The organism is Pseudoalteromonas sp. N1230-9, from assembly GCF_032716425.1.
GTDB lineage: Bacteria > Pseudomonadota > Gammaproteobacteria > Enterobacterales > Alteromonadaceae > Pseudoalteromonas.
Window position 1 is genome coordinate 35,970 of record NZ_CP090420.1, and the last position, 21,806, is coordinate 57,775.

Here is a 21,806-nt window from a genome sequence, read left to right on the forward strand (position 1 = left end):
TTCCTTTATAAATATACGCAATCTAGGTGAGTTACAAAGAGAATAGAAGCACTACAATCCTTACATAGAAAGCGCTTTAAAGTGCGCGCATTATCACAGACTACAATGGTTGCGTGACCACCCAACGCAACTATGACCCATTTGGTAAACCATGTTTAGCCAGTGGTGGCTTAATGCCGGTTGGAAACGCAAAGCTAAATGACTTAGCAGATGCAAAAACACGACGTGGCTTTACTGACCATGAGCATTTGGATGATATTGAGCTTATTCATATGAACGGTCGGGTGTACGATTATAACCTTGGTCGATTTATGTCAGTTGACCCTGTTATTCAAAGCCCAACGAATGACCAAAGCATTAACCCTTATTCTTACATAATGAATAATCCGTTGGCGGGGGTAGATCCAACAGGGTATTCTGCAGTCTGTGCTTCTAGCGGGACATGCCCAATTGACACGGTGGTTACAACTAAGAGTGGTGAAGAAAAATCAGTTAAAATGACTGAAGCTGCATTCAAAAAAATTAATTCTCAGATACAAAAAAATGGAAGCTCTTCAATAAAAGTTACAGCTAAAAATAAAGGAACTATTAGTGATATCGGGAGTTCTACAAGCAATCAAAAAGAAGCTATAAACGAACCCAATAGCTTTTCAGAAACAAGCAAAGAGAAGAGTTCTAAATTAAGTGGTTTTGATTTAGATATCGATAGGGTAGGAGGTATATCGAATGAATACTTTGGAAGTGTAAATGCTTCATATAGTGATTTTAAAGAGGATGAAGATGGAAATACAATTCAGGCAACTAGTACTTGCGACTCTGTTTGTCAGAAAGAGGCTATCGACCAAGGGCGAATAACCTCAACTGACATTTCACGTAGTATCATGAGATTAAGAATGAGGGAGTATCAGGGGTATGCAGCAGGTTACTCCTCAATTTGGGCTGCAGGCTCTGCGAGACATATAATTTATAATATATCTTCATTTACATTTAAGCAGTTTAGAAAGTTCAACGAACTTCCAACAAAACAGAAAGAAGCTTGTATAAGTATGTTTCTGGGGTTGTGCGCCCAGGAAGTGCTGCGGATGAACTTTTGAAACCAAAAGTTCCTTATTCAACACCGAAGCCTGGACCTAGCAAGTATGAACCTGCTGGAAGTGTAGTTTTGGATCCCAAAAGGTTTATATACGAAAACATGGTAACAAGGTAACTATCATAAAATGCCAATATTCTCATTTTCTCAAAAATGGAAAAATATTCTTATTTTAACTTTATTTTTCCTAGTAGGGATCTTTCTTATAGAACCAATGCAAACGGGGTGCTTTTTGTTAATTGCTATTTTACTTTCTAGGTTTATAGCAAAAGAGTATAAATCAACAGATACATATCTTGATGAACAATCGCTCTGCGAGTTCAGTAAAGTGTATTACTATGCTTATTATCGAATGGTTCTGTCTGGGCTTTATGTAATTATAATGTTTAGAAATGGTGAGCTACTAACATTGGATATTACTTTTTTTCTTATTTGGTTTGTTGGTTCGTCCTTTTTATGGTTCACAGCTTTTTTCATTCCTTCAGACGGGGTGATTGAAAGTAAATTCAATATATTTGCTTTCATGTTCATCTTAGTTGTTGGTATAAGTAATCTATCTATTATAGCTTGGTTGTTAACCATGAATGATGGCTTTGCTTGGTTTAGCCCCTTAATTGTAGAAAGCTCTAAAACTTTTTTAGAAAATTTTACCTAAATAGAAATGGCTCTGAATATGACAATTACAATCAAGCGCGCAGCCACTCCCAGTAAAACTGCGCACTTGTTACCAGCGGTCAGTGCAAAATTTGTCAGTGCCACCAATTAGTGGCGCTGGCTCAAATAGCTTGATGCTTGCATGTGATTTACCACAGCAGCACTTTAACGTGACAAAATACATCAACACGGTCTACGCTTAATTTTGTTCTAAAACTTTGAGGTTGCCATGATGAATCATTTTGCGCTTTTGACTAAATAACTTCGGTTGGCTGCCCAATACTAGGCTCAACAACAGCGTAAATCAGATGGCTCACCCTACATTAACCATTTAATCGAAGTTGTCGATATACTTGTTAATATTGCTCATGTTCAAGATGAAAATGAGCTATGCGCCGCCGCTCTTCATGACAGCCTAGAAGATGCAGAAATTACCAAGGAGCAAATTGCAAATGAACTTGGTATTTGTGTGCTCAAATGCAAAGCGCTAACAAATTAAAAGTCCTGTCATCATCAGCGTACCCGGCCAGCTTGCTACTAACCCCTCTTGAGTACAGTGTATTTAACGTACTGATAATCTGGAGCTATCCCTATAATTAATAAGCTTTAAAATTTATTACTAACTAAGTTCGTTTTTTGGTTTCATTTTGTCTCACATACCCAAAATAAAATTGAAATGATAATTATTTTTAATTAATCTTTTGCTATTTTATAGGTACAAGGAAGGAAAATGAAAATTAAAAAATTGGCTTTACTAATATCAGCTGTATTCGTTACAACACAAGCGGTGTCGCAAACACAAAAGCAACCAAGCAAAAAAGCACTTTCTGATATTGAAGTAATAGAGGTTTTAGGGCGAAGCTCGCAAACAACATTCTCTGATTACAGTTATTCTGTTACCCGCACTGCTGCTGATATTCTTGAGATCCCGCAATCAGTAAGCGCAGTAACCAAGGAGGTGATACAAGATCAAGCAATGATGCGCTTAAACGATGTTACTCCTTTTATTAGCGGCGCGAATGAATACTCTGTGTATGATGACATTACAATTCGGGGGTTTCGTAGCCAAGACGATCGCCGCGTCAATGGTATGCGTACTCATAATAACTTTTGGAATCAAACCTTAATTGCTCATGTTGAACGTGTCGAAGTTATTAAAGGGCCAGCTTCTGCTGTATTTGGTGATGCAAGCCCAGGTGGCACGGTTAATACAGTAACTAAAAAACCGCTTGGTGAAAGCCGCCATAGCATTAGTGCTCGCCTTGGTAGTTATTCTGATAAATATGTCGCATTAGACACAACAGGCAAGGTAGCTAGCAATGATCGTTGGCTTTATCGATTTAATGCTGGCTACGAAGATTCAGAAACGTTCAGAAATAATATTTTTAATGAGAGTTTATTACTCTCACCCAGTTTTACATATTTACTAAGCGACGATACTAAAATTAATGTTGAGGTGGTTTACTCTGACAGCAAGGGGTTACTCGACCGCGGTCAACCCAATTTACGTAACGCGACCGATTTATCTCAGGTGCCTATATCTTTATCGTCAAATCAGCCAGGGGATAAGCTAGATACAACCTCGTTATCATCAAGTGTGACTTTAGACCATCATTTTAATGATTACTGGTCATTGGGTTTTAAATACATGCATTTAGATAGTGAGCAAAAGCTGGTTGAGCATCGTGCAGCGACATATGTTGATGGATCAGACTCCGTATTTAATGTTTGGTATACAGACCGTGATATTGATGCCGATTCAGATAATGTGACTGCTTACATAACAGGCAAAGTTTATACCGGTGATGTTGAGCACAATATTGTCATCGGTGGCGATTACATTGATAACCATAAACTCAATGCGCAACGAATGAGTCGCTCAGCAGGTACATTTGATATTTTAAACCCAACCTATGAGCAACCCGACATAGCAAGTTACAATTTAGGCGACCGTTTTGAATTTGGTGGTGGATTAAAGAGTAACGGTCTTTACATTCAAGATCATATTAAATTCGATGACTGGTCAATTTTAGCCAGTGTACGTCGCGAAGATTATAAGTTAACAGATCTAAATGGCAATGAAAGTTCAGACAGTGATTTTTTACCTCGCTTAGGTGTTGTTTATAATCTTACTCAAGACTCAAGTGTCTATGCCAGTTGGGTAACCGGCTTTGAACCCCCATCCACATTTTTAAATACCGAAGAGCAAGGTGGGCCATTTGGACCAATCGACAGTTACCTCTACGAAATTGGTTATAAGGCAAAGTTATTTGACGAAAAGGTGTTGCTAACAACGTCCATCTACCAAATAACAAAACAGAATGTGTTAGTGCAGGATTTTGCCCGTTCACAGCAATTAGGTTACCGAGTTTTTCGTCAAAGGGGTGAGGAGCAAGCCACAGGTTTCGAAATCGATATTAACGGGCAGCTCTCTGATAATTGGTTAGTGATTGCTAATTACGCCTACAATAGGGCGGAAATAACTGAAGACACGAATACGCTTTTAATTGGTAAACAAAAAGAAAATGCACCAAAAAATTCAGCCACACTATGGAGTAAATATAGCTTAAACGATACATGGCAGTTAGCGGTGGGGGCAAGTTATGTTGATAAGCGTAATACAACCGACGAAGCTGTTTTGCCATCGTATACACTGTTGCAAGCAGGTGTATATTTCAAGAAACCAAGTTGGAATGCTGCATTGCTTGTTGATAATGCACTCGATAAACAGCACTGGAGTGGTGGTTATGGTTACGGGCAGTTATTTGTGGGTGATCCACGTACCGTCAGTTTGACCGTAAACTACACGTGGTAGCACATAACGAATAGGCCTTAATAGGCCTATTTTTTTATTAGTTTGCCTGACATAATCTGGCTGTGTATTTTTATATTGTTTGTTGATGTCAGAATTTTATTCCTTATTAAAAAATAACTATCAAGATATTGAAGTTATTAATGTGATTAGCACTCTATGGAGCGGCTGTGGCGAAATTGTTCGTTGCCGGTTAGACGGTGAAACGCGGGTCATTAAATTGATTTCTATGCCTGATTTCATTGAACACTCGCGAATTAAGCAAAGTCAATTTGCGCTAGCCAGAAAGCAGCAATCTTATTTAGTTGAATACAATTGGTATAAGCAATACAGCTCATCTTTACCAGACCAAGCTGCCGCCATTCCTTGTTTTAATCAGATACAGAAGCAAAATCAATTTGCTTTAATTTTTGATGATTTTACAGCGTTTGGCTATCAACAAGCTCAAGAACACACTCAACATATTCATGCAATACTTAAATGGTTAGCGCACTTTCATGCTTTTCATTTATCAACGTCGGGCGAGGGGTTATGGCCTCGAGGCAGTTATTGGCATTTAGCCACGCGTCCTGATGAATACGCGCGAATGCCCGACTCGTCCCTCAAAGCCGCAGCTGAACATATTGATTGCGCAATTTATCAATGCAAATATCAAACACTAATACATGGGGATGCAAAGCGTGCTAATTTTGCTATTAACTCACAGACTAATCATGTACTTGGTTATGACTTTCAATATGTTGGAAAAGGGATTGGCGTTATCGATGTAATGTACTTTTTGGGAAGTTGTTTAAATGAGAGCGCACTGAAGTTAAATGCGCAAACCTACCTAAATCGATATTTCGCAGAGTTAAATGCAGCACTTAAACAGTATCAGGGCACTATAAATGCAGACGATTTGATCAGTAGTTGGCGTGAACTGTGGTGTTATGTATGGGCTGATTTTTATCGGTTTTTATCAGGTTGGAGCCCTCAGCATGTAAAGATAAATGGTTATATGCAAAACCAATTCAATGAATACCTGAACAAAAATAAGGAATATGATGAATAAGCCTATTCGTTTTGCCATTATTGGCTGTGGAGCGGTAACTGAGGTAAAAAGTGGCCCTGCTTATCAGCAAGTAAAGGGTATTGAACTTATTGGCGTTACACGCAGAGATTTAAACAAAGCGCATGATTATGCTACACGCCATACTGTACCCAAAGTATTCGCAACTAACAGCGAGCTAATAAACGATGAAATGGTTGATGCTGTTTATATAGCAACGCCACCCGATAGTCATAAAGACTTGGCGCTTGAAGTTGCCAAAGCAGGCAAACCTTGCTGCATCGAAAAGCCACTCGCTCCTAGTTACGAAGAGAGCTATGCAATTGTTGAGGCGTTTAAAGGTGCTAAACAACCATTATTTGTCGCTTACTATCGACGCTCTTTACCACGGTTTAATAAGGTTAAAGAACTTATTCAAAATGGTAAAATTGGCCAAGTACGCCATGTAAGTTGGCACTTAAGTAAAGTGCCAAGCGAACTTGATTTGTCCGGTGAATATAATTGGCGCACTGATAAATGCATTGCTCGTGGTGGCTACTTTGATGACTTAGCGAGTCATGGCTTAGATTTATTCGCTTACTTACTGGGCGAGTTTACTCGGGTTCATGGTTTTAGTTCAAATCAACAAGGATTGTACTCAGCATTTGATGCTGTTACAGCTCATTGGCAGCACAGTTCTGGTGTGACAGGTGTTGGCAGTTGGAATTTTGCCTCTGCTAAGCGTTTCGATGATGTGGTTATTTATGGCAGCAAAGGTGAAATACGCTTTAGTGTATTTGATGAAAAGCCAATTGAGCTCAATAACCTTGCTGGTAAGTGTAGATTTCCCATCGAAAACCCCGTTCATATTCAACAGTTTCATGTTGAAAATATAGCGAGGTTTTTTGACCAAGGGGCACCACACCCATCGACAGGAGAGTCAGCACTTCATACAAGTTGGGTAATGGAACAAATTCTAGCTAATTAATGCACGTAAGCATTATTAAATGCCTCAATAATGACTTTTTGTTCAGGAGCTGGAAACAGCTCCGATAGCCGTTTGCTAATAAGAGTTTTGACTCTTTCACTTTGAAGCGCACGGTCAAATAACGCAATGGCTTGCCTTCCTTGCGGCGAAGGTGAACATGCTATATAACCAAAAACAGCTGCTTGGTCAGGCTCAATGGTTAAATAACGTATTTTATCCGTCCTAGCAGCGCGTTGATATCGGTTTATAAACACGTCTCTATATTCAATAATGGCATCTATTTTGTTTTGAAAGAGCATCTGCCCCAAGCGACTCGCATTGGTTGCGCCTTCAAGTTTAAAAAAGTGTTTTTCATTATTTTTAATAAAGGTATCAATATCCGCGGAATACGAGCGTCCACTTGTTACGCCAATCGTGAGGTCGTAGTCATTGATTGCTTTTTCCAGTGACAGTGAATCAGGTAATGTAGGCATATTAAATACAATGAGCCTATTTGCAGGAAATGCCATAATTGGGTAGCGAGTAAATAGGGCATTAGCCTTTCGTTCAGGTGTTTTTAACTTGTTATACAAGCAAACATCAGGGAGCATGCTGAGTTGTTTCCACTCTCGCAATCTGCTTGCGGGAACAAACTGGATGTTTATTTCATTCTGTATTTCTTTTACAGCTTCGAGTAAGAAAATAGTTGCTTCATTTCTCGGCTTTCCATTTGCTTGCGGAATAAAGTCATCCATCACTTTTATTTCTAAAGGCTCAGAATTAGCTGTTGAACTTAAAAAAGCGAGGTTAAATAGTATTAAAAAAACGAGCGAATATGTTTTCATGCTACGTTGATACCCAAAAATTAAATAAACCATGATGTTGTGCCACACCAGTTTGTTGCAAAAAAATTAATATTTTGGCCTTTTGATTAATATTAGACCTATTAACGAAATTAATGCAATAACAATGCATTTTTTGCGGTAGTGCGGCCTATTATACGCTAAAATAGGCGTAATTTATTTCATTTAGGTTCTACTTATGTCTATCCATGTAATTACTCATCCGTTAGTTCAACACAAACTTGGCCTTATGCGCGCAGAAGGTATTAGTACAAAAAGTTTCCGTGAGCTAGCGTCTGAAGTAGGTACTTTGCTTACTTACGAAGCAACTAAAAACCTACCATTAGAAAGCGTGCAAATCACAGGATGGGATGGTTCAACATTAGATGTAGAGCACATTAAAGGTAAAAAAATTACTGTTGTGCCAATTTTACGTGCCGGCCTTGGCATGATGGATGGCGTGATGCAATTATTACCCGCTGCAAAAGTGAGTGTTGTGGGTCTTCAGCGTAACGAAGAAACACTCGAGCCAGTGCCTTATTTTGAAAAGCTGGTTGGCAAAATTGATGAGCGTTTAAGCCTTGTTATTGATCCAATGCTGGCAACGGGTGGCTCGATGATCGCCACTATCGATATGCTGAAAAAAGCAGGCTGTAAAGATATTAAAGTGATTGTATTAGTGGCAGCACCAGAAGGCGTAGAAAAAACCCTTGCAGCGCACCCAGATGTTGAAATTTTCACTGCATCTTTAGACAGTCACTTAAACGAAAAAGGATATATCATTCCAGGCTTAGGAGATGCCGGTGACAAGATTTTTGGCACAGTGTAAGGCGCTCACGTGGAAAATCATCAACCATTTTCGTTAAAAACCATTTTAACTGGCGCGCAAATGCTGTTTGTCGCATTTGGCGCACTGGTACTTGTGCCGTTACTGACAGGCCTTGATCCCAATGTGGCTTTATTTACCGCAGGTTTGGGGACTTTACTGTTTCATGTGGTTACCAAAGGCCAAGTTCCTATCTTTTTAGCATCGTCTTTTGCTTTCATCGCACCTATTATCGCCTCGGTACAAATGTGGGGGATTCCCGCAACTATGGGTGGTTTAATGGTGGCAGGCTTTTGCTATTTTGCGCTTAGCTTGATTGTAAAATTTAAAGGCGTGAATGCGCTGCACAAGGTGTTACCACCTGTGGTTGTTGGCCCTGTCATAATGGTGATTGGTTTAGCCTTAGCACCCGTCGCTGTGAATATGGCAATGGGTAAAGCAGGGGATGGCAGTGCACAATTAATCCCTTATGAGCAAGCTATTTGGGTTTCAGCTTTATCATTACTGGTTACGCTGATTTTTGCGGTATGGGGCAAAGGTGTATTTAAACTTATTCCTATTCTTGCTGGGGTGGTTGCAGGTTACCTTGCTTCGTTATTGTTAGGGATTGTTGAATTTAATGCGGTCACTGAAGCAAACTGGTTTGCTGTGCCGGCATTTACTTACCCTGAGTTTAAATGGCAAGCTATTTTGTTTATGGTGCCTGTGGCCATTGCGCCAGCTATTGAACATATTGGCGACATGATGGCTATTAGCCAAGTCACGGGTAAAGACTATTTAAAGAAACCAGGTTTACACCGAACCTTATTAGGCGATGGCCTCGCAACCTCTGCGGCATCGGTTTTTGGTGGTCCACCTAATACAACGTACTCTGAAGTAACGGGGGCGGTAATGCTCACCCGTAACTTCAACCCTCGCGTGATGCTTTGGACTGCAATCATCGCTATTGTGCTCGCGTTTGTGGCAAAAATGGGCGCGGGTTTACAAACGATTCCGGTGCCTGTGATGGGTGGCATCATGATATTACTATTCGGTTCAATTGCTGTGGTTGGTTTAAATACCTTAGTAAAATCGGGGGAAGACCTTACAGCTCCTAGAAACTTGACCATCATTGCGCTTATTTTAGTATTTGGTATTGGTGGCATGCATATTGGCGGTGACGAGTTTAGCTTACAAGGTGTGAGCCTATGCGCAATTTTGGGGATTATCTTAAATGCCGTCCTCCCCAAAGCAGTGCAAGAATCATAGTTGATATTAATTAGCATTGAATATTTGCACCAAAAAAGCGCATTTAATATGCGCTTTTTTTGTAACTAATTAAAAAGTAAGGAATTAAAAAACTGGTCTACTAACTGCATTTATCTCTATGTCATACTGGTAGGAGCGATTATGCAAGAGGCAAATGTTGTGGATATTACCCCGTTTTTAGCGAAGCATCAGTTACCGCTGAAGTATCAATATTTAAGTGAGCAGTTTTTTATACCCCTCGCGCACGATGTCTTAAGCGCAAAAATAACCGGCCAACCTATGTTGGTGGCTATCAACGGCTGCCAGGGCTCAGGAAAAACAACCCTCGCTGATTTTTTAGTGACCTGGGTAAATAGCAATACCGAATTTAATAGCGTGTCATTATCAATCGATGACTTTTATTTAAGCCGCGATGCACGCACTGAGCTTGCTAAAGACGTTCATCCTTTGTTTGTAAGTCGTGGTGTACCAGGCACCCATGATACGCAATTAATGGAGCAAACCTTATCAGCCTTGTTGGCAGGCAAGGTGGATGTGCCATTATCTCAATTTGATAAGCTAACAGATGATCCAGTGCCAAAAGACCAGTGGCCTCGTAATCAAAAGCCGATTGATATCGTGTTTTTTGAAGGCTGGTGTGTAGCCAGTACACCCCAGCAGCCTTATCAGCTACAAACTCCAATTAATGAATTAGAACAACTAGAAGATGCCGATGGCATTTGGCGCCGTTGTGTTAATAGTTGTTTAGCCAATGAATATCAACATGTATTCGCGATGGCTGATTACACCATTATGTTAAAAGCCCCTTCATTCGAAGATGTGTATGCGTGGCGCTTAGAGCAAGAGCATAAGTTAATTGCCAAAAAAGGCCAAGGACAGGGCACGTTTGACGAAGTGAGCTTAAAGCGTTTTATCTCTCATTTTGAACGCATTACGCGTGAAAACTTAGCCACGCTTGCGCACAGCGTGGATGCGTTATTATTGCTTGATACTGAGCGTGATATTACCAAGATGGAACTATTGGCTGACCAAATTGCACAACCACTGATTTTTACTGATTTAGACGGAACATTACTTGATCACGATAGTTACGAGTGTGAGGTGATTAAACCTTTTTTGGCAAAGTTGAATGGCAGTGGTGTTAATGTCATTTTTAACACCAGTAAAACTTTTGCTGAAGTGACTGATATTCAAAAAGGGTTAAATCACCATCAACCTTTTATTGTTGAAAATGGCGCGGCCGTTTATATCCCAAAAGACTATTTTAAAACAAAGCCGATTGGCTGTGATGACTATAAAGGTTATTGGCGTTTTGCCATGACGCAAAGTACCGATAAATTGCATGACGACCTTAAACAATATGCCAGTCAATTTAGTCATTGTGTACGCTTATTTAGTCAATTTAGTGCACATGAAATAGCCGAGTTAACAGGACTCCCCGTCGATAAAAGTGAACTGGCTCTAAAGCGCCAGTACTCAGATCCGGTTTGTTTCTCGGGCAGTGATGAAGAAAAGCAAGGTTTGATAGATACTATGAGCCAAGCAGGCTACGAAGTGCTTGTTGGCGGACGTTTTATCCATTTAACCAAAGGTAACAATAAAGGTCTTGCACAAAAATGGCTGTTAAATCAGTTTAAAAAAGCCTATCGCAATCCATTTACTGTGATAGCCCTCGGCGACAGTCAAAACGATGTAGCCATGTTAAAAGCGGCCGACACCGCTATTTTAATCAATAATCCTGGCAGCCAAGTGCAATCACAAATATTACAAAAAGCCTGGCAGCTCAGCGAAAAACCAGCCCCAGCAGGTTGGGTTCAAGAAGTTTCTGCGTTAACTATCATCAAAGCGCGTTTTGCAGCAAAACAGGAGCAATCTCATGGCTGATTTTTATCAAAATGGCATTATCACGACCTTACACAATATTGCTGACCGCCCAGTAGAAGAGCTAGAAAAAGAGTTGTTGGACTTTTCAAAACAACGTCCAATGGGCCTGATTTTACCGTCGCTTTACAGTGAGTTAGAAGGGCCTGCTTTGCAAAATATTATTGCTGAGCTCAAACATGTGCCTTATTTATCGCAAATTACCATTGGCCTAGATCGTGCCGACGAAAGCCAATATCGCCATGCACTACAGTTTTTTGCTGAGCTTGATCAGCCTCATAAAGTACTTTGGAATGATGGCCCGCGTTTACAAGCGCTCGATAAAGAACTACAAAAACTGGGCGTTGCGCCACGAGAGCTAGGTAAAGGTCGTAATGTTTGGTATTGCATGGGTTATAAACTGGCAACCTCAAAAGTTGAATCTATTGCGCTGCATGACTGTGATATTTTGACTTACGACAGAGCGCTTTTAGCACGCTTAATTTACCCCGTTGCTCATCCTCGTTTTAACTATGAATTTTGTAAGGGCTTTTACCCGCGTACCGCTGAGGGCAAAATTAATGGCCGCGTGTCACGTTTGCTGGTAACGCCGTTATTGCGCTCATTTAAAACAATTTTAGGCAGTAATGATTATTTAGAATACATGGACTCGTTTCGTTATCCTTTAGCGGGGGAGTTTTCGTTTCGCCGTGATGTACTCAACGATATTCGTATTCCAAGTGATTGGGGCTTAGAAATTGGCGTGCTATCAGAGATGTATCGCAACTACTCGCATAACCGTTTATGTCAGGTCGATATTGCAGATAATTACGATCATAAACACCAAGATTTATCGTTACAGAATCAAGCAACCGGTTTGTCGAAAATGTCGATTGATATCACCAAAGCCTTATTTAGAAAGCTGGCTACACAAGGGGTTACCTTTACAACAGAAACAATTCGTTCATTAAAAGCAACCTATTACCGTATTGCACTCGATTTTATCGAAACCTATCACAACGATGCGCTCATGAATGGCTTAACGCTTGATATTCACCATGAAGAAAAGGCCGTTGAAATGTTTGCACAGAATATTATGAATGCAGGTCAGCACTTTTTAGAGAACCCAATGGAAGCACCGTTTGTACCAAGTTGGAACCGTGTTGCCTCTGCCATGCCTGATGTGTTTGCTCGCTTAGAAGAAGCTGTAGAGCTTGATAATAAAGATTATATTTAACGGGGAAGGCACGTGACTTTAGAGCTTTTACAACAACGGGTTATACAGCATTTAACCTGTATTTATGCTGAGGTTGAACTACCAACAACCCTTGAACAACTTGCAGACAGGCTGATCAACACCATGCAAGGTGATGATCCTGTCCGTGACCCGACGCCCCATAAAAACCGTTGGGATGAGCAAGATATGATTTTAATTGCCTACGGTGATTCAATTATTCGTCATGCTAATACGGATGACGCAGTTGCTAAGCCTGAAGAGCCGCCTTTGCATACCTTGCATCGCTTTGTTAAAAACCAATGTTTGCCTGAACTTAATGCACTACATATCTTGCCATTTTATCCGTACAGCTCAGATGAAGGCTTTGCGGTGATGAACTATGTTCAAGTAAATGAAGCGCTTGGCAATTGGCAACATATTCGTGACATTTCAGCGGATGTCAGGTTGATGGCTGATTTGGTGATCAATCACTGTTCTAGCCGCAGTGTCTGGTTTGAAAACTTTATTCAAGGCAAAGAGCCTGGGAAAGGGTACTTTAAAACAGCGAGCCCAAGTGATGATCTTATTCAAGTTGTTCGCCCGCGCACATCGCCTCTTTTACAAGCGGTTGAAACTAAAGACGGTTTGCAACATGTGTGGTGTACCTTTAGTCATGACCAAGTCGATTTTGATTTTGCCAACCCAGATGTGCTCAATGAATTTGTGAGCATTATTCGTCATTACTTAGACAATGGTGTGCGTATTTTTCGCCTTGATGCCGTGGCATTTTTATGGAAAAAGCTCAATACCCGCTGCATTAACCTACCCGAAACTCACGAGGTGATCAGGTTGCTTCGCACCCTTATAGAGCATGTTGAACCTAACGTGATTATTATCACAGAAACCAACATACCTAACCGAGAAAACCTGTCGTACTTTGGTAATGCCAACGAAGCGCACTGTATTTATAATTTTTCATTGCCACCGCTGTTATTACATACTTTACTCAGTGGTGACAGCACCGCCCTAAAACATTGGATGATGAGTATGCCGCCAGCCCAGCACGGAACGGCTTACTTCAACTTTATTGCTTCTCACGATGGTATTGGCTTACGTCCTGTTGAAGGCTTGCTTGATCAAGTACAAATAGCTGAAATGGTCAGCACGACCGCTAAATATGGTGGTAAAGTGTCATTACGAACTGCACCAGATGGCACCAATACCCCTTATGAATTAAATATCGCTTTATTTGATGCATTGCAAGGTACGCATCAAGGACCAGACAAATGGGGCGTTGAACGTTTTTTATGTGCGCATGCCATAATGTTTGCGCTTGAAGGAATTCCAGGTTTATACATTCATAGTTTGCTTGGCACTACCAACGATTACGAGCGCTTTGAAAATAGCCAGCATAATCGAGCGATTAACCGCCATCGCTGGCAAGAGTCAGATCTATTGGCAAAACTTAGCAATGAAAATGCCCATCATCGTACCGTGTTTAAAGCAATGAAAAACCTGATGGCTATTCGTAAGGCGCAAAGCGCATTTCATCCTAATGCAACGCAATACACCTTGCACATTAGTGATGGGCTATTTGGCTTTTGGCGACAAAGTATTAATCGTTCACAGAGCATGTTTTGTATTTATAACATTACTGATGAATCAAAGACCCTTACATTAGCTGATCTAAATCTGATTGAAACTGAAAGCTGGAAAGATTTGATTTCAGGGCAAGTTATAGAAGAAAACACGCAAAATATAGTGTTGTTACCTTATCAAGCTATTTGGCTAAGTAATAAGTAGTTTTTATAAGCTGTAAATGCCCTTTACAGCTTATTTTTAAAGGCTAGGGGAGGAGTGCTGCTATGGAGAACGGCTCAGAATTCTGCTCGGTTTTACTAAATTTCTTAAAATCTATCGCCAAACTATTGCTATGAATTTGCTCAACGAACGTGATTGTTTTAGCTGTGTGAGGCGTAAAAATAGCAATGCTTTGATGTAGCTCCAAAGGCTGTTGGTGGAATATGTCATATATGTTTACCATTGCTAGAGCACCAAGTGTGACATGCCCCCCGATACAAATGTCGATTTTTTCTGACGCAGCTTTGAGTGGCCAATTAATCGCGCCTACTAAGACTTTATCGCGTATCTTATTGTCATTGAGTGCTCTAATCGCTCCAAGTGCAATCGCATCATTAGCACTCCAAATAATGTTTATTTGTTTTTGGTGATTTAAAAAGCCAATGCTTTGGCGGTAAGCTTGCGTTGCAGACCAATTGGCAACACTTTGTGCGACTAATTTTGCGTTATTTGTTTTTGAAATATAATCAGTTATGCCTTGTTGTCTATCAATAGATGCGTGAGTTGTATAGTCACCATGAATTGCATAAATGTTAGCTTGTCCGTTATTTTTTTCTACGAGCTTTTGAGCTAACAACTTTCCTGCTTGAACATTGTTTGGCACAACACTGCCCGAAATATTAAGCCCTTTACTACTTAAGACTGCAAGTTCATCGTCAGTAGGACGATTTAGTAAAAAGTATATCGGGGTATCAAACTTTGGCAGATCTAATAGTAGTTGGCTGAGTACACTTTTTTCATCCACTAAAATCAGCATATCAGGTTTAGTGTCTATCGCTTCAACAACAAGCGATTTCATTAAAATATGATTACGATTAGCGTACTCAATTGTTAAATCTATATCTAAATCATCTGCTGCATCGCGCATGAGCTCAGATACTTCAAACCAAAAAGGCCCTGTGGTATTGGTATCGGCGTAACCCGGATTGATAAAAATAACTTTATGCTGTGCTAAAACACTGGGAATGCAAAATAAACAAAATAAAAAAGAAAGGGCCTTTGGCATAAACAACTAAAAACAATACAACAATGAAGTGAGTATAGCGCTTATTGGCAGAAGTTTCGATTAGCTGTTTGGCTTATAAAATAGCTTGGCTCAGCTTTTGTAGTGATTTGAGATAGATATTAAAGAGTGTTCGATTGCAGGCTAATTTATTCGTTTCCAACCAGTAAAAAGGATATAATTAACGGCAAGTCGGTTTTAAGTGGATGTAGTATGAAAGTTGTTTTGAGTATCCTTTTTTTCGTTACCTCTTTATCTAGCTTTGCTAAAGGTATTGATTTGGAAGCTAACATGAAAAATATGGGGTTAGCATACAAAAATGCTGTGCAAGCGAGTGAATTGAGCGAGTTTAACCACGCAATTGATGAGTTTATTCAACTATTAGAGAAAGCAAAAACGGCTGACTTTAAACAGCATCAATCTGCTTCTATTGAGGGTATTGATAAAGTTATTCATAAAGCAGAAGATGCTAAAAAGCTCGCCAATAAACAGGGGATACTAGCGGCAAAGGCACCATTAAAAGAAATTGATACTTTACGCAAAAAGTACCATGAACTTCATGAGCCACCCGGTTTTTGGGAGCTACTATTTGGCAAATAAAAAAGGTGCTTTTGCACCTTTTTAACGTTTTTTCTTTTTCCCTTGTACGGCTTTAAAGCGTGGGTTTTCTTTGTTAATCACGTACACGCGCCCTTTGCGTTTTACGATCTGACACCCAGGTCTATTTTTTGCGCTTTTTAATGAACTTAATACTTTCATTTAATTCTCCTTTTATTTGCTCGCTAAATTTTTAAAGCGGCGATTAAACGCAGCAACTCGACCATCACTTGCTACAGCTTTTTGTTTACCAGTATAAAAAGGGTGTGAGTCACTCGATACATCGATAGGCACATAGGGGTAGGTCTTGCCTTCAAGCTCTACTGTTCGCGATGTTTTAATTGTTGAACCTATAATAAAGTAGCTATCTGCTGCTGTATCATGAAAGGCGACTTGCTGATAATCAGGGTGTATATTCGGTTTCATTATATAACCTTTTGCTATGTGATAATGTATCAAATGGTAATCGTTCACATTACTAAGATCAAGATAAAAATAATTCTTATTTAATATTTGTGGTTCGATTTTAGCCAGTCTGAACAAACTCTGACCACTTAAATTCAAAAAGCTGGCTATTGTTAATAAGGCTGTTATAACTAGGTATGTGTGCTCATATAATAAGAAGGAGTAAGGCAGTGAACGATGAAATTCAAACTGAGCAATTGGACCAAAATGTAATGAATACGCTTCGTGATAAAGATCATTCGACACTTGCGAGCCATGTCGATACTTTAAGCTTCAGTCACAATGAGATAATTGAACTCTTAGCACAGTACCTTGCTCTGGGTGAGCAGGATGATGATGAGCGTTTTGATACTTGGTTTGATAATCTCACTAAAGAGCAGCATACGGTAGTGAAAACCTTTGAAGTGTACCGTGGTCACTATGAGCACTTAGACTAATTTAATAAATAGAAGAGTATAAAACTCCCAATGAGGGCGTGTGTATTATCTATATACATGTTTATAGGTAATCTTGAGCAATTTAGGAAGTACTTATTTACGGTGAATAATTTCCTGTTAAGTTAACTTATTTTAAATCCCTCCTTGAAACTCTAAAATTTGGCCTCAGTGAAGTAAGTAAGCTTATAACGAATTACTTCAAAAGGAGAGGTTATGTCACAACATGTTATTGAAATGCCAGATTTAGGTATTGGTACATTTCGCATAGAAGGAAAGACAGCTTACAATTCAGTTCAAATGGCTCTTGATATTGGCTTTAGACACATAGATACAGCGCAAATTTATGGTAATGAAGAGCAAGTCGGTAAAGCAATTAAAGACAGCTCTGTGCCCCGCAGTGAAATTTTTATTACTACCAAGGTCTGGAATGACAAACTAAACAAAGCCAAGTTTGTTGATAGTGTTAAACAGAGCCTTGAAAAGCTTCAACTAGATTATGTTGATTTGTTACTTATTCATTGGCCTTCTCCCAGTAATGGAGAAAAAATGAGTGAATATTTAACTGAGCTCAAAAAAGTAAAAGAACTTGGTTTAGCAAAACACATTGGTGTTTCAAACTTTACTATTGCCAACTTAAAAGAGGCGATGCAAACGCTCGACGCGAGAGAAATTTTCACCAATCAAATTGAAGTTCATCCGTATCTTACCAATACTAAATTGCGTGCTTTTTGTGGACAACATGATATCCATGTTACAGCCTATATGCCGTTTGCCGTAGGTGAAGCCCTCAAAGACGATGTGATATTGGATATAGCGAAAAAACATAACGCCACACCTGCGCAAATCGTACTTGCTTGGGTAAATGCAAATGAGATGACGACGATTCCTTCATCAACTAAGCGAGAAAATTTGGCTGATAATTTTGATGATTCAGTGAAACTTGATCATGAAGACATAGATAGAATTAATGCGTTAGACCAAAACAAACGTTTAGCGAACCCTGATTTTGCACCACAGTGGGATCAATAAATAAAAAGGTTAAGCCGCCATTTGGCGGCTTTGTTTATTTTACAGATAGATCATATTTACAAACAACTTCTTCAATATATTTGTGACGCAGGGTGTTTTTACCTTCGTTGCCAGTACCGTGACTCAATGCTTTGTTCATAAGCTTTAAAGCTTTGTGGAGTGCTTGGCGCTCATCGACTGTTAAGCCTGTTTTCGTACGAAGCTCGGTAATATCATCAATGAGTAGCTTTGCAACATCAAGTTGCACGGCTTCTTCAATCAACCCATTTTGGGTTAACACCCCATATTTGCTGCATAAAAACTGCTGCCAAACTTGTTGTAAATGTTCGTCAATCTCAGAACCAAATAAGTCTTCATTAAGGGCGTAACCTTGCTCGGCTAGTTTACTAAGTTGAGTCGAATATTGTTGGGCAAAGTGATTGAAGGCTTGGCATGATGATTTTACATCATGTTTAATAATGTGCTGGCCCCAGCTAGAAGCACCACGAGGATAAAAGTCTTGATATTCCTCACATTGATAAATACCTGAGTAAGAGCTGCATTCTAATTGGCTTTGTAAGCAGTAACTTGGTTTTGGGAATAGCCCTTTTTGTTGCCAATCAGTTAGTGTTTCTTCATCAATTGATAGTGCATGACAAAGCTCCTCTGTGGTGTAAAAGTAATTAGCCAAAAATTTTGAAAGTTGCATTATCAATTACTCGCAATAAGCACTGGTTATTTATACAGTGCTTAATTCTGGCTTACCCTAAACATTTTATCAAGTATTTTTATTTATTAGCATGTACTACTCGGAAAATGCCTGCATTTATGTTACAACTAGCGCAAATTTTCCAAACATAAAAATAGTTATGCGCAGCCTAGAAACAATTAAACAAGCAAGTTTGATCACAGCAATTAAAACACCTTATCTCAGCAACGGTGATATTGATCTGGCTTGTTACGATGAGCTTGTTGAACAACAAATTTCAGCAGGAGTCGATGGGATTATTGTTGGTGGTACCACAGGTGAAGGCCAACTAATGAATTGGGAAGAGCACTTGATGCTTATTGCACATAGTGTAAGTAAATTTTCAGATCGTCTAGTCATCATAGGTAACACAGGTAGTAATAATACCCGTGAAGCTATTAAAGCTACCGAGTATGGCTTTGCAACGGGTATGGATGCAGCGCTGCAAATTAATCCATATTATGGTCGTACTTCTCTTCTTGGGGTGAAAGAGCATTTTAAACGTTTATTAGATATTGGACCTGCGTTTATCTATAACGTGGCTGGTCGCACTGGCCAAGATCTAACGCCTGATATTATCGAACCTTTAGCAGCGCATGAAAACTTTATTGGTGTTAAAGAGTGTGGTGGAAATGAGCGAATCGCCCATTATGAACAACAAGGTATTGCGTGTTGGTCAGGCAATGATGATGAAAGTCATGATGCTCGCCATATCCATAATGCTCATGGTGTTATTTCGGTAACTTCCAACTTAATTCCAGGCTTGTTCCGTCAGTTAATGGATAACAAAAACGATAGTCTTAACACTCAGTTACAGCCGTTAATGCAGTGGTTATTCTGTGAGCCAAACCCAATTGCAATTAATACTGCTTTAATGATGACCGGCGCAGTAAATAGCGTTTTCCGTTTACCTTATGTGCCGTTAACGCAAGCACAACAAGCGATTGGTCAACGCCTTATTAATGAGCTTAATGTTGCTGATATTGTAGGCGATAAAGCTCAACTTTTAGACGAAAAAGCGGTTATCTTACGATAAAACTGAATTGACACTTAATTCTGGTTACAATTAAGTGTCAAAGTTTTACTTTTTTGTGGACAATGGGTAAAATTAGCAATCGATTAGCGCTAAAAGAATAAACGTTTGTGAAATTTGTTGTTAATAATGTGTGTTTATGGGTTGCACCCGGGCAACAAATACCTGAACGATTAGTACCAAGCTCCAGCGAACTTGATTTAAGCTGGATCCCTGCCATGCAACGCCGTAGGTTAAGCCCTTACATGAAAATGGCATTGCATACCCTACGTAGTGCACAAGCCGAACATTCCCAGGTTGCTGTAAATTTTTCATCACGTCATGGTGACTTGCCTAAAACAGCTAAGTTACTTAACACCCTTGTTGAACAAGCGCCTTTATCTCCGACTGCGTTCGGGTTAAGTGTGCATAATGCGACGACGGGGATTTTCTCGATAACGGGTCAAAACAGAGCAGCAATGAATGCTATTGCCGGCGGTGCAGAGAGTATCATTGATGCGATCACAGATGGCTATGCCCGCGTCAAATCAGGTCTTGAAAGTCAAATTCTAATCAACCATACAGACAGTGTGCTACCTGAGGAATACCTTTGCTTTGCAGATGAGTTGCAGATTGATCATAGTGTGTCGTTTATGCTTTCAACACAACTTGGTAACGATGCATATTTTGAACTAAACAAGTTATCAAATCATGATGTGTCTCATTCTTGTGATTGTTTACCATTGAGCGTACAACTTGCAGATGCGTTTATTCGCAAGGAACCGAAAACAGTGCTTGTACATCAACAGTCGGCTTGGATGCTTCAATACCATGCTCATTAACTCACTGGGCAAAGCGTGGCGTATCTTTGCAACAGGGCTTTGTTTTACTGTTTTCGGTATTGGTGGCATTGTTTTAACTTTGCTGGTATTTCCGTTGCAGCGTTGTATTGAGCCCTCGGCCCTTAAACAAAAGCAAAAAGCACGTATCACAGTGCATTACACATTTAAGTTTTTTGTTGCTTTAATGCACTACACAGGCGCTATTCATTTTTCTGTGCATGATAGGGCGCGTTTTAAACAACTTAAAGGTCAACTCGTGTTGGCTAATCATCCATCTTTGATTGATGTCGTAGTGCTCATATCAGTCATTAAAAATGCAGATTGTGTCGTTAAAGCACATTTATTTAAAAACCCGTTTATGCGTGGAGTTATAAAGGGAACGGGTTATATTAGTAACGAAGATCCACAAGAGTTATTAGAGGAATGTGCGGCGTCACTCTCATCAGGTCATAATTTAATTATTTTTCCTGAAGGAACGAGAACAACGCCTAACGAACCATTAAAATTCAAACGCGGTGCGGCAAATATTGCAACGCGTTGTCGAGCACCCATAACGACGGTAATGATTAGCATGAAACCAAGTACACTAACTAAAGACACACCTTGGTATAAAGTCGCTCCCACGAAAGCGCATTTTATGATGCGTTTTGCTAATCAACAATTTACATACACAGGCTCATTTAAAGGTGAGCAACCTGCAATGCAAGCGCGACAATTAACCCGTGATTTACAGCATTATTTTACAGAGGAACTCAGGCAACTATGACTGAACTAAAGAATCAAATAAAACAATTAATCATTAGCAGCTTAGACCTTGAAGACATTAGCATTGATGATATCGAGAATGACCAACCGTTATTCGTTGATGGCTTAGGGCTGGATAGTATTGATGCGCTTGAACTAGGTTTAGCCATCAAGAAAGAGTTTAATGTGAAAATTGACGCGAACTCAGAACAAACAAAAGCGCATTTTGCTTCAGTAGATGCACTTGCTGATTTTATTAATCAAAACAAATCGTAATATAGACTTAGAAGTAGGAAAAAGCATGAAAACCGCTGCCGAAATTTACACCGTTTTACAGGGCATTTTAGTTGATGAGTTTGAAATCGATGCTGATGACATCAGCCTTGATGCAAATTTATATCAAGATCTTGACCTTGATAGTATTGATGCTGTTGATTTGGTCGTTAAATTACGCGAAATTACGGGTAAAAAAATTGAGCCGGATGCGTTTAAGCAAGTACGCACAGTGCAAGATGTTGTTAGCGAAGTAGAAAAACTAGTTTCTTAAT

Annotated in this window: 24 protein-coding genes; 19 read left to right on the plus strand and 5 right to left on the minus strand. The window is 39.7% G+C overall.

Going from position 1 to position 21,806, the window contains the following annotated elements:
• The first annotated feature begins 113 nt into the window (after nucleotides 1–113).
• The 6 genes from LY624_RS17550 to LY624_RS17570 all read left to right on the plus strand — a co-directional run bounded on the left by LY624_RS17550 (nucleotide 114) and on the right by LY624_RS17570 (nucleotide 6,571).
• Nucleotides 114–1,094 carry an RHS repeat domain-containing protein gene (locus LY624_RS17550; protein ID WP_341804655.1) on the plus strand — a complete coding sequence of 327 codons (981 nt, stop codon included), beginning with the start codon at nucleotides 114–116 and terminating at the stop codon, nucleotides 1,092–1,094.
• Between the two features lie 123 nt (nucleotides 1,095–1,217).
• Nucleotides 1,218–1,745, plus strand: coding sequence for a hypothetical protein (locus LY624_RS17555; RefSeq protein WP_341804656.1), 528 nt, complete (start codon nucleotides 1,218–1,220; stop codon nucleotides 1,743–1,745).
• A gap of 348 nt (nucleotides 1,746–2,093) precedes the next feature.
• Complete coding sequence (locus LY624_RS21360) at nucleotides 2,094–2,243, plus strand: hypothetical protein (RefSeq protein ID WP_445936754.1); 150 nt, start codon at nucleotides 2,094–2,096, stop codon at nucleotides 2,241–2,243.
• Between the two features lie 231 nt (nucleotides 2,244–2,474).
• The gene (locus LY624_RS17560) at nucleotides 2,475–4,559 is read left to right on the plus strand and encodes a TonB-dependent siderophore receptor (protein WP_341804657.1); all 2,085 of its coding nucleotides are present in this window, start codon (nucleotides 2,475–2,477) and stop codon (nucleotides 4,557–4,559) included.
• A gap of 85 nt (nucleotides 4,560–4,644) precedes the next feature.
• Entirely contained in the window at nucleotides 4,645–5,607 is a 963-nt protein-coding gene (locus tag LY624_RS17565; protein WP_341804658.1) for a kinase, read from the plus strand.
• The gene (locus LY624_RS17570; RefSeq protein WP_341804659.1) at nucleotides 5,600–6,571 is read left to right on the plus strand and encodes a Gfo/Idh/MocA family protein; all 972 of its coding nucleotides are present in this window, start codon (nucleotides 5,600–5,602) and stop codon (nucleotides 6,569–6,571) included. The genes LY624_RS17565 and LY624_RS17570 overlap by 8 nt, the downstream gene beginning before the upstream one ends.
• On the opposite strand, the gene LY624_RS17575 is transcribed toward LY624_RS17570, so the two are convergent.
• Nucleotides 6,568–7,395, minus strand: coding sequence for an ABC transporter substrate-binding protein (locus tag LY624_RS17575; protein WP_341804660.1), 828 nt, complete (start codon nucleotides 7,393–7,395; stop codon nucleotides 6,568–6,570). The genes LY624_RS17570 and LY624_RS17575 overlap by 4 nt on opposite strands.
• 196 nt (nucleotides 7,396–7,591) lie before the next feature.
• Here LY624_RS17575 and upp point away from each other — a divergent pair, with 196 nt between their 5' ends.
• From upp to LY624_RS17600, 5 genes are all read left to right on the plus strand, one after another.
• The gene (gene upp, locus LY624_RS17580; protein ID WP_054554568.1) at nucleotides 7,592–8,221 is read left to right on the plus strand and encodes a uracil phosphoribosyltransferase; all 630 of its coding nucleotides are present in this window, start codon (nucleotides 7,592–7,594) and stop codon (nucleotides 8,219–8,221) included.
• Nucleotides 8,222–8,281: 60 nt separating this feature from the next.
• The gene (locus LY624_RS17585) at nucleotides 8,282–9,466 is read left to right on the plus strand and encodes a uracil-xanthine permease family protein (RefSeq protein ID WP_445936755.1); all 1,185 of its coding nucleotides are present in this window, start codon (nucleotides 8,282–8,284) and stop codon (nucleotides 9,464–9,466) included.
• A 141-nt stretch (nucleotides 9,467–9,607) separates the two neighbouring features.
• The gene (locus tag LY624_RS17590) at nucleotides 9,608–11,350 is read left to right on the plus strand and encodes an HAD-IIB family hydrolase (RefSeq protein ID WP_341804662.1); all 1,743 of its coding nucleotides are present in this window, start codon (nucleotides 9,608–9,610) and stop codon (nucleotides 11,348–11,350) included.
• Nucleotides 11,343–12,563 carry a glycosyl transferase gene (locus LY624_RS17595; protein WP_130152342.1) on the plus strand — a complete coding sequence of 407 codons (1,221 nt, stop codon included), beginning with the start codon at nucleotides 11,343–11,345 and terminating at the stop codon, nucleotides 12,561–12,563. Before LY624_RS17590 ends, LY624_RS17595 begins: the two co-directional genes overlap by 8 nt.
• Nucleotides 12,564–12,686: 123 nt before the next feature.
• Entirely contained in the window at nucleotides 12,687–14,345 is a 1,659-nt protein-coding gene (locus LY624_RS17600; RefSeq protein ID WP_341804874.1) for a sugar phosphorylase, read from the plus strand.
• A gap of 43 nt (nucleotides 14,346–14,388) precedes the next feature.
• Here LY624_RS17600 and LY624_RS17605 read toward each other — a convergent pair whose 3' ends face one another.
• Nucleotides 14,389–15,408: a substrate-binding domain-containing protein gene (locus tag LY624_RS17605; protein ID WP_341804663.1), complete on the minus strand. Its 1,020-nt coding sequence runs from the start codon at nucleotides 15,406–15,408 to the stop codon at nucleotides 14,389–14,391.
• Between the two features lie 210 nt (nucleotides 15,409–15,618).
• Here LY624_RS17605 and LY624_RS17610 point away from each other — a divergent pair, with 210 nt between their 5' ends.
• Entirely contained in the window at nucleotides 15,619–16,005 is a 387-nt protein-coding gene (locus LY624_RS17610) for a cytochrome b562 (RefSeq protein WP_237119047.1), read from the plus strand.
• Between the two features lie 21 nt (nucleotides 16,006–16,026).
• On the opposite strand, the gene ykgO is transcribed toward LY624_RS17610, so the two are convergent.
• On the minus strand, nucleotides 16,027–16,164 hold the full coding sequence (ykgO, locus tag LY624_RS17615; RefSeq protein ID WP_062567147.1) for a type B 50S ribosomal protein L36: 138 nt from the start codon (nucleotides 16,162–16,164) through the stop codon (nucleotides 16,027–16,029).
• Nucleotides 16,165–16,176: 12 nt separating this feature from the next.
• On the minus strand, nucleotides 16,177–16,428 hold the full coding sequence (locus LY624_RS17620; RefSeq protein WP_062567146.1) for a type B 50S ribosomal protein L31: 252 nt from the start codon (nucleotides 16,426–16,428) through the stop codon (nucleotides 16,177–16,179).
• Between the two features lie 251 nt (nucleotides 16,429–16,679).
• On the opposite strand from LY624_RS17620, the gene LY624_RS17625 reads away from it, so the two are divergent.
• Together LY624_RS17625 and dkgB are read left to right on the plus strand one after the other, a co-directional pair.
• Nucleotides 16,680–16,904: a hypothetical protein gene (locus tag LY624_RS17625; protein WP_392353841.1), complete on the plus strand. Its 225-nt coding sequence runs from the start codon at nucleotides 16,680–16,682 to the stop codon at nucleotides 16,902–16,904.
• A 213-nt stretch (nucleotides 16,905–17,117) separates the two neighbouring features.
• Complete coding sequence (gene dkgB, locus LY624_RS17630; RefSeq protein WP_341804664.1) at nucleotides 17,118–17,933, plus strand: 2,5-didehydrogluconate reductase DkgB; 816 nt, start codon at nucleotides 17,118–17,120, stop codon at nucleotides 17,931–17,933.
• A gap of 34 nt (nucleotides 17,934–17,967) precedes the next feature.
• Here dkgB and LY624_RS17635 read toward each other — a convergent pair whose 3' ends face one another.
• Entirely contained in the window at nucleotides 17,968–18,621 is a 654-nt protein-coding gene (locus LY624_RS17635; RefSeq protein WP_062567143.1) for a DUF6058 family natural product biosynthesis protein, read from the minus strand.
• Nucleotides 18,622–18,781: 160 nt separating this feature from the next.
• Between LY624_RS17635 and dapA the strand changes: the two genes are divergently transcribed.
• From dapA to LY624_RS17660, 5 genes are all read left to right on the plus strand, one after another.
• Entirely contained in the window at nucleotides 18,782–19,696 is a 915-nt protein-coding gene (gene dapA / locus LY624_RS17640) for a 4-hydroxy-tetrahydrodipicolinate synthase (protein ID WP_341804665.1), read from the plus strand.
• A gap of 107 nt (nucleotides 19,697–19,803) precedes the next feature.
• Nucleotides 19,804–20,514, plus strand: a complete 711-nt coding sequence (locus LY624_RS17645) for a beta-ketoacyl synthase chain length factor (protein WP_130152336.1) — start codon at nucleotides 19,804–19,806, stop codon at nucleotides 20,512–20,514.
• Nucleotides 20,504–21,280: a lysophospholipid acyltransferase family protein gene (locus LY624_RS17650; protein ID WP_237119042.1), complete on the plus strand. Its 777-nt coding sequence runs from the start codon at nucleotides 20,504–20,506 to the stop codon at nucleotides 21,278–21,280. Before LY624_RS17645 ends, LY624_RS17650 begins: the two co-directional genes overlap by 11 nt.
• Nucleotides 21,277–21,534: a phosphopantetheine-binding protein gene (locus LY624_RS17655; protein WP_062567139.1), complete on the plus strand. Its 258-nt coding sequence runs from the start codon at nucleotides 21,277–21,279 to the stop codon at nucleotides 21,532–21,534. Before LY624_RS17650 ends, LY624_RS17655 begins: the two co-directional genes overlap by 4 nt.
• Before the next feature lie 25 nt (nucleotides 21,535–21,559).
• Entirely contained in the window at nucleotides 21,560–21,805 is a 246-nt protein-coding gene (locus tag LY624_RS17660) for an acyl carrier protein (protein ID WP_130152334.1), read from the plus strand.
• Nucleotide 21,806: the final 1 nt, after the last annotated feature.

Excerpts from the sequence above, each read along its gene's own strand:
- LY624_RS17560 (WP_341804657.1), top strand. The coding sequence starts at position 2,475 with ATGAAAATTAAAAAATTGGCTTTACTAATATCAGCTGTATTCGTTACA.
- dkgB (WP_341804664.1), top strand. The coding sequence starts at position 17,118 with ATGTCACAACATGTTATTGAAATGCCAGATTTAGGTATTGGTACATTT.
- LY624_RS17570 (WP_341804659.1), top strand. The coding sequence starts at position 5,600 with ATGAATAAGCCTATTCGTTTTGCCATTATTGGCTGTGGAGCGGTAACT.
- LY624_RS17565 (WP_341804658.1), top strand. The coding sequence starts at position 4,645 with ATGTCAGAATTTTATTCCTTATTAAAAAATAACTATCAAGATATTGAA.
- LY624_RS17655 (WP_062567139.1), top strand. The coding sequence starts at position 21,277 with ATGACTGAACTAAAGAATCAAATAAAACAATTAATCATTAGCAGCTTA.
- LY624_RS17620 (WP_062567146.1), bottom strand. The coding sequence starts at position 16,428 with ATGAAACCGAATATACACCCTGATTATCAGCAAGTCGCCTTTCATGAT.
- LY624_RS17600 (WP_341804874.1), top strand. The coding sequence starts at position 12,687 with ATGCAAGGTGATGATCCTGTCCGTGACCCGACGCCCCATAAAAACCGT.
- LY624_RS17650 (WP_237119042.1), top strand. The coding sequence starts at position 20,504 with ATGCTCATTAACTCACTGGGCAAAGCGTGGCGTATCTTTGCAACAGGG.
- LY624_RS17625 (WP_392353841.1), top strand. The coding sequence starts at position 16,680 with ATGAATACGCTTCGTGATAAAGATCATTCGACACTTGCGAGCCATGTC.
- LY624_RS17605 (WP_341804663.1), bottom strand. The coding sequence starts at position 15,408 with ATGCCAAAGGCCCTTTCTTTTTTATTTTGTTTATTTTGCATTCCCAGT.
- ykgO (WP_062567147.1), bottom strand. The coding sequence starts at position 16,164 with ATGAAAGTATTAAGTTCATTAAAAAGCGCAAAAAATAGACCTGGGTGT.
- dapA (WP_341804665.1), top strand. The coding sequence starts at position 18,782 with ATGCGCAGCCTAGAAACAATTAAACAAGCAAGTTTGATCACAGCAATT.
- LY624_RS17595 (WP_130152342.1), top strand. The coding sequence starts at position 11,343 with ATGGCTGATTTTTATCAAAATGGCATTATCACGACCTTACACAATATT.
- LY624_RS17610 (WP_237119047.1), top strand. The coding sequence starts at position 15,619 with ATGAAAGTTGTTTTGAGTATCCTTTTTTTCGTTACCTCTTTATCTAGC.
- LY624_RS17635 (WP_062567143.1), bottom strand. The coding sequence starts at position 18,621 with ATGCAACTTTCAAAATTTTTGGCTAATTACTTTTACACCACAGAGGAG.
- LY624_RS17660 (WP_130152334.1), top strand. The coding sequence starts at position 21,560 with ATGAAAACCGCTGCCGAAATTTACACCGTTTTACAGGGCATTTTAGTT.
- LY624_RS17555 (WP_341804656.1), top strand. The coding sequence starts at position 1,218 with ATGCCAATATTCTCATTTTCTCAAAAATGGAAAAATATTCTTATTTTA.
- upp (WP_054554568.1), top strand. The coding sequence starts at position 7,592 with ATGTCTATCCATGTAATTACTCATCCGTTAGTTCAACACAAACTTGGC.
- LY624_RS17585 (WP_445936755.1), top strand. The coding sequence starts at position 8,282 with ATGCTGTTTGTCGCATTTGGCGCACTGGTACTTGTGCCGTTACTGACA.
- LY624_RS17575 (WP_341804660.1), bottom strand. The coding sequence starts at position 7,395 with ATGAAAACATATTCGCTCGTTTTTTTAATACTATTTAACCTCGCTTTT.
- LY624_RS17590 (WP_341804662.1), top strand. The coding sequence starts at position 9,608 with ATGCAAGAGGCAAATGTTGTGGATATTACCCCGTTTTTAGCGAAGCAT.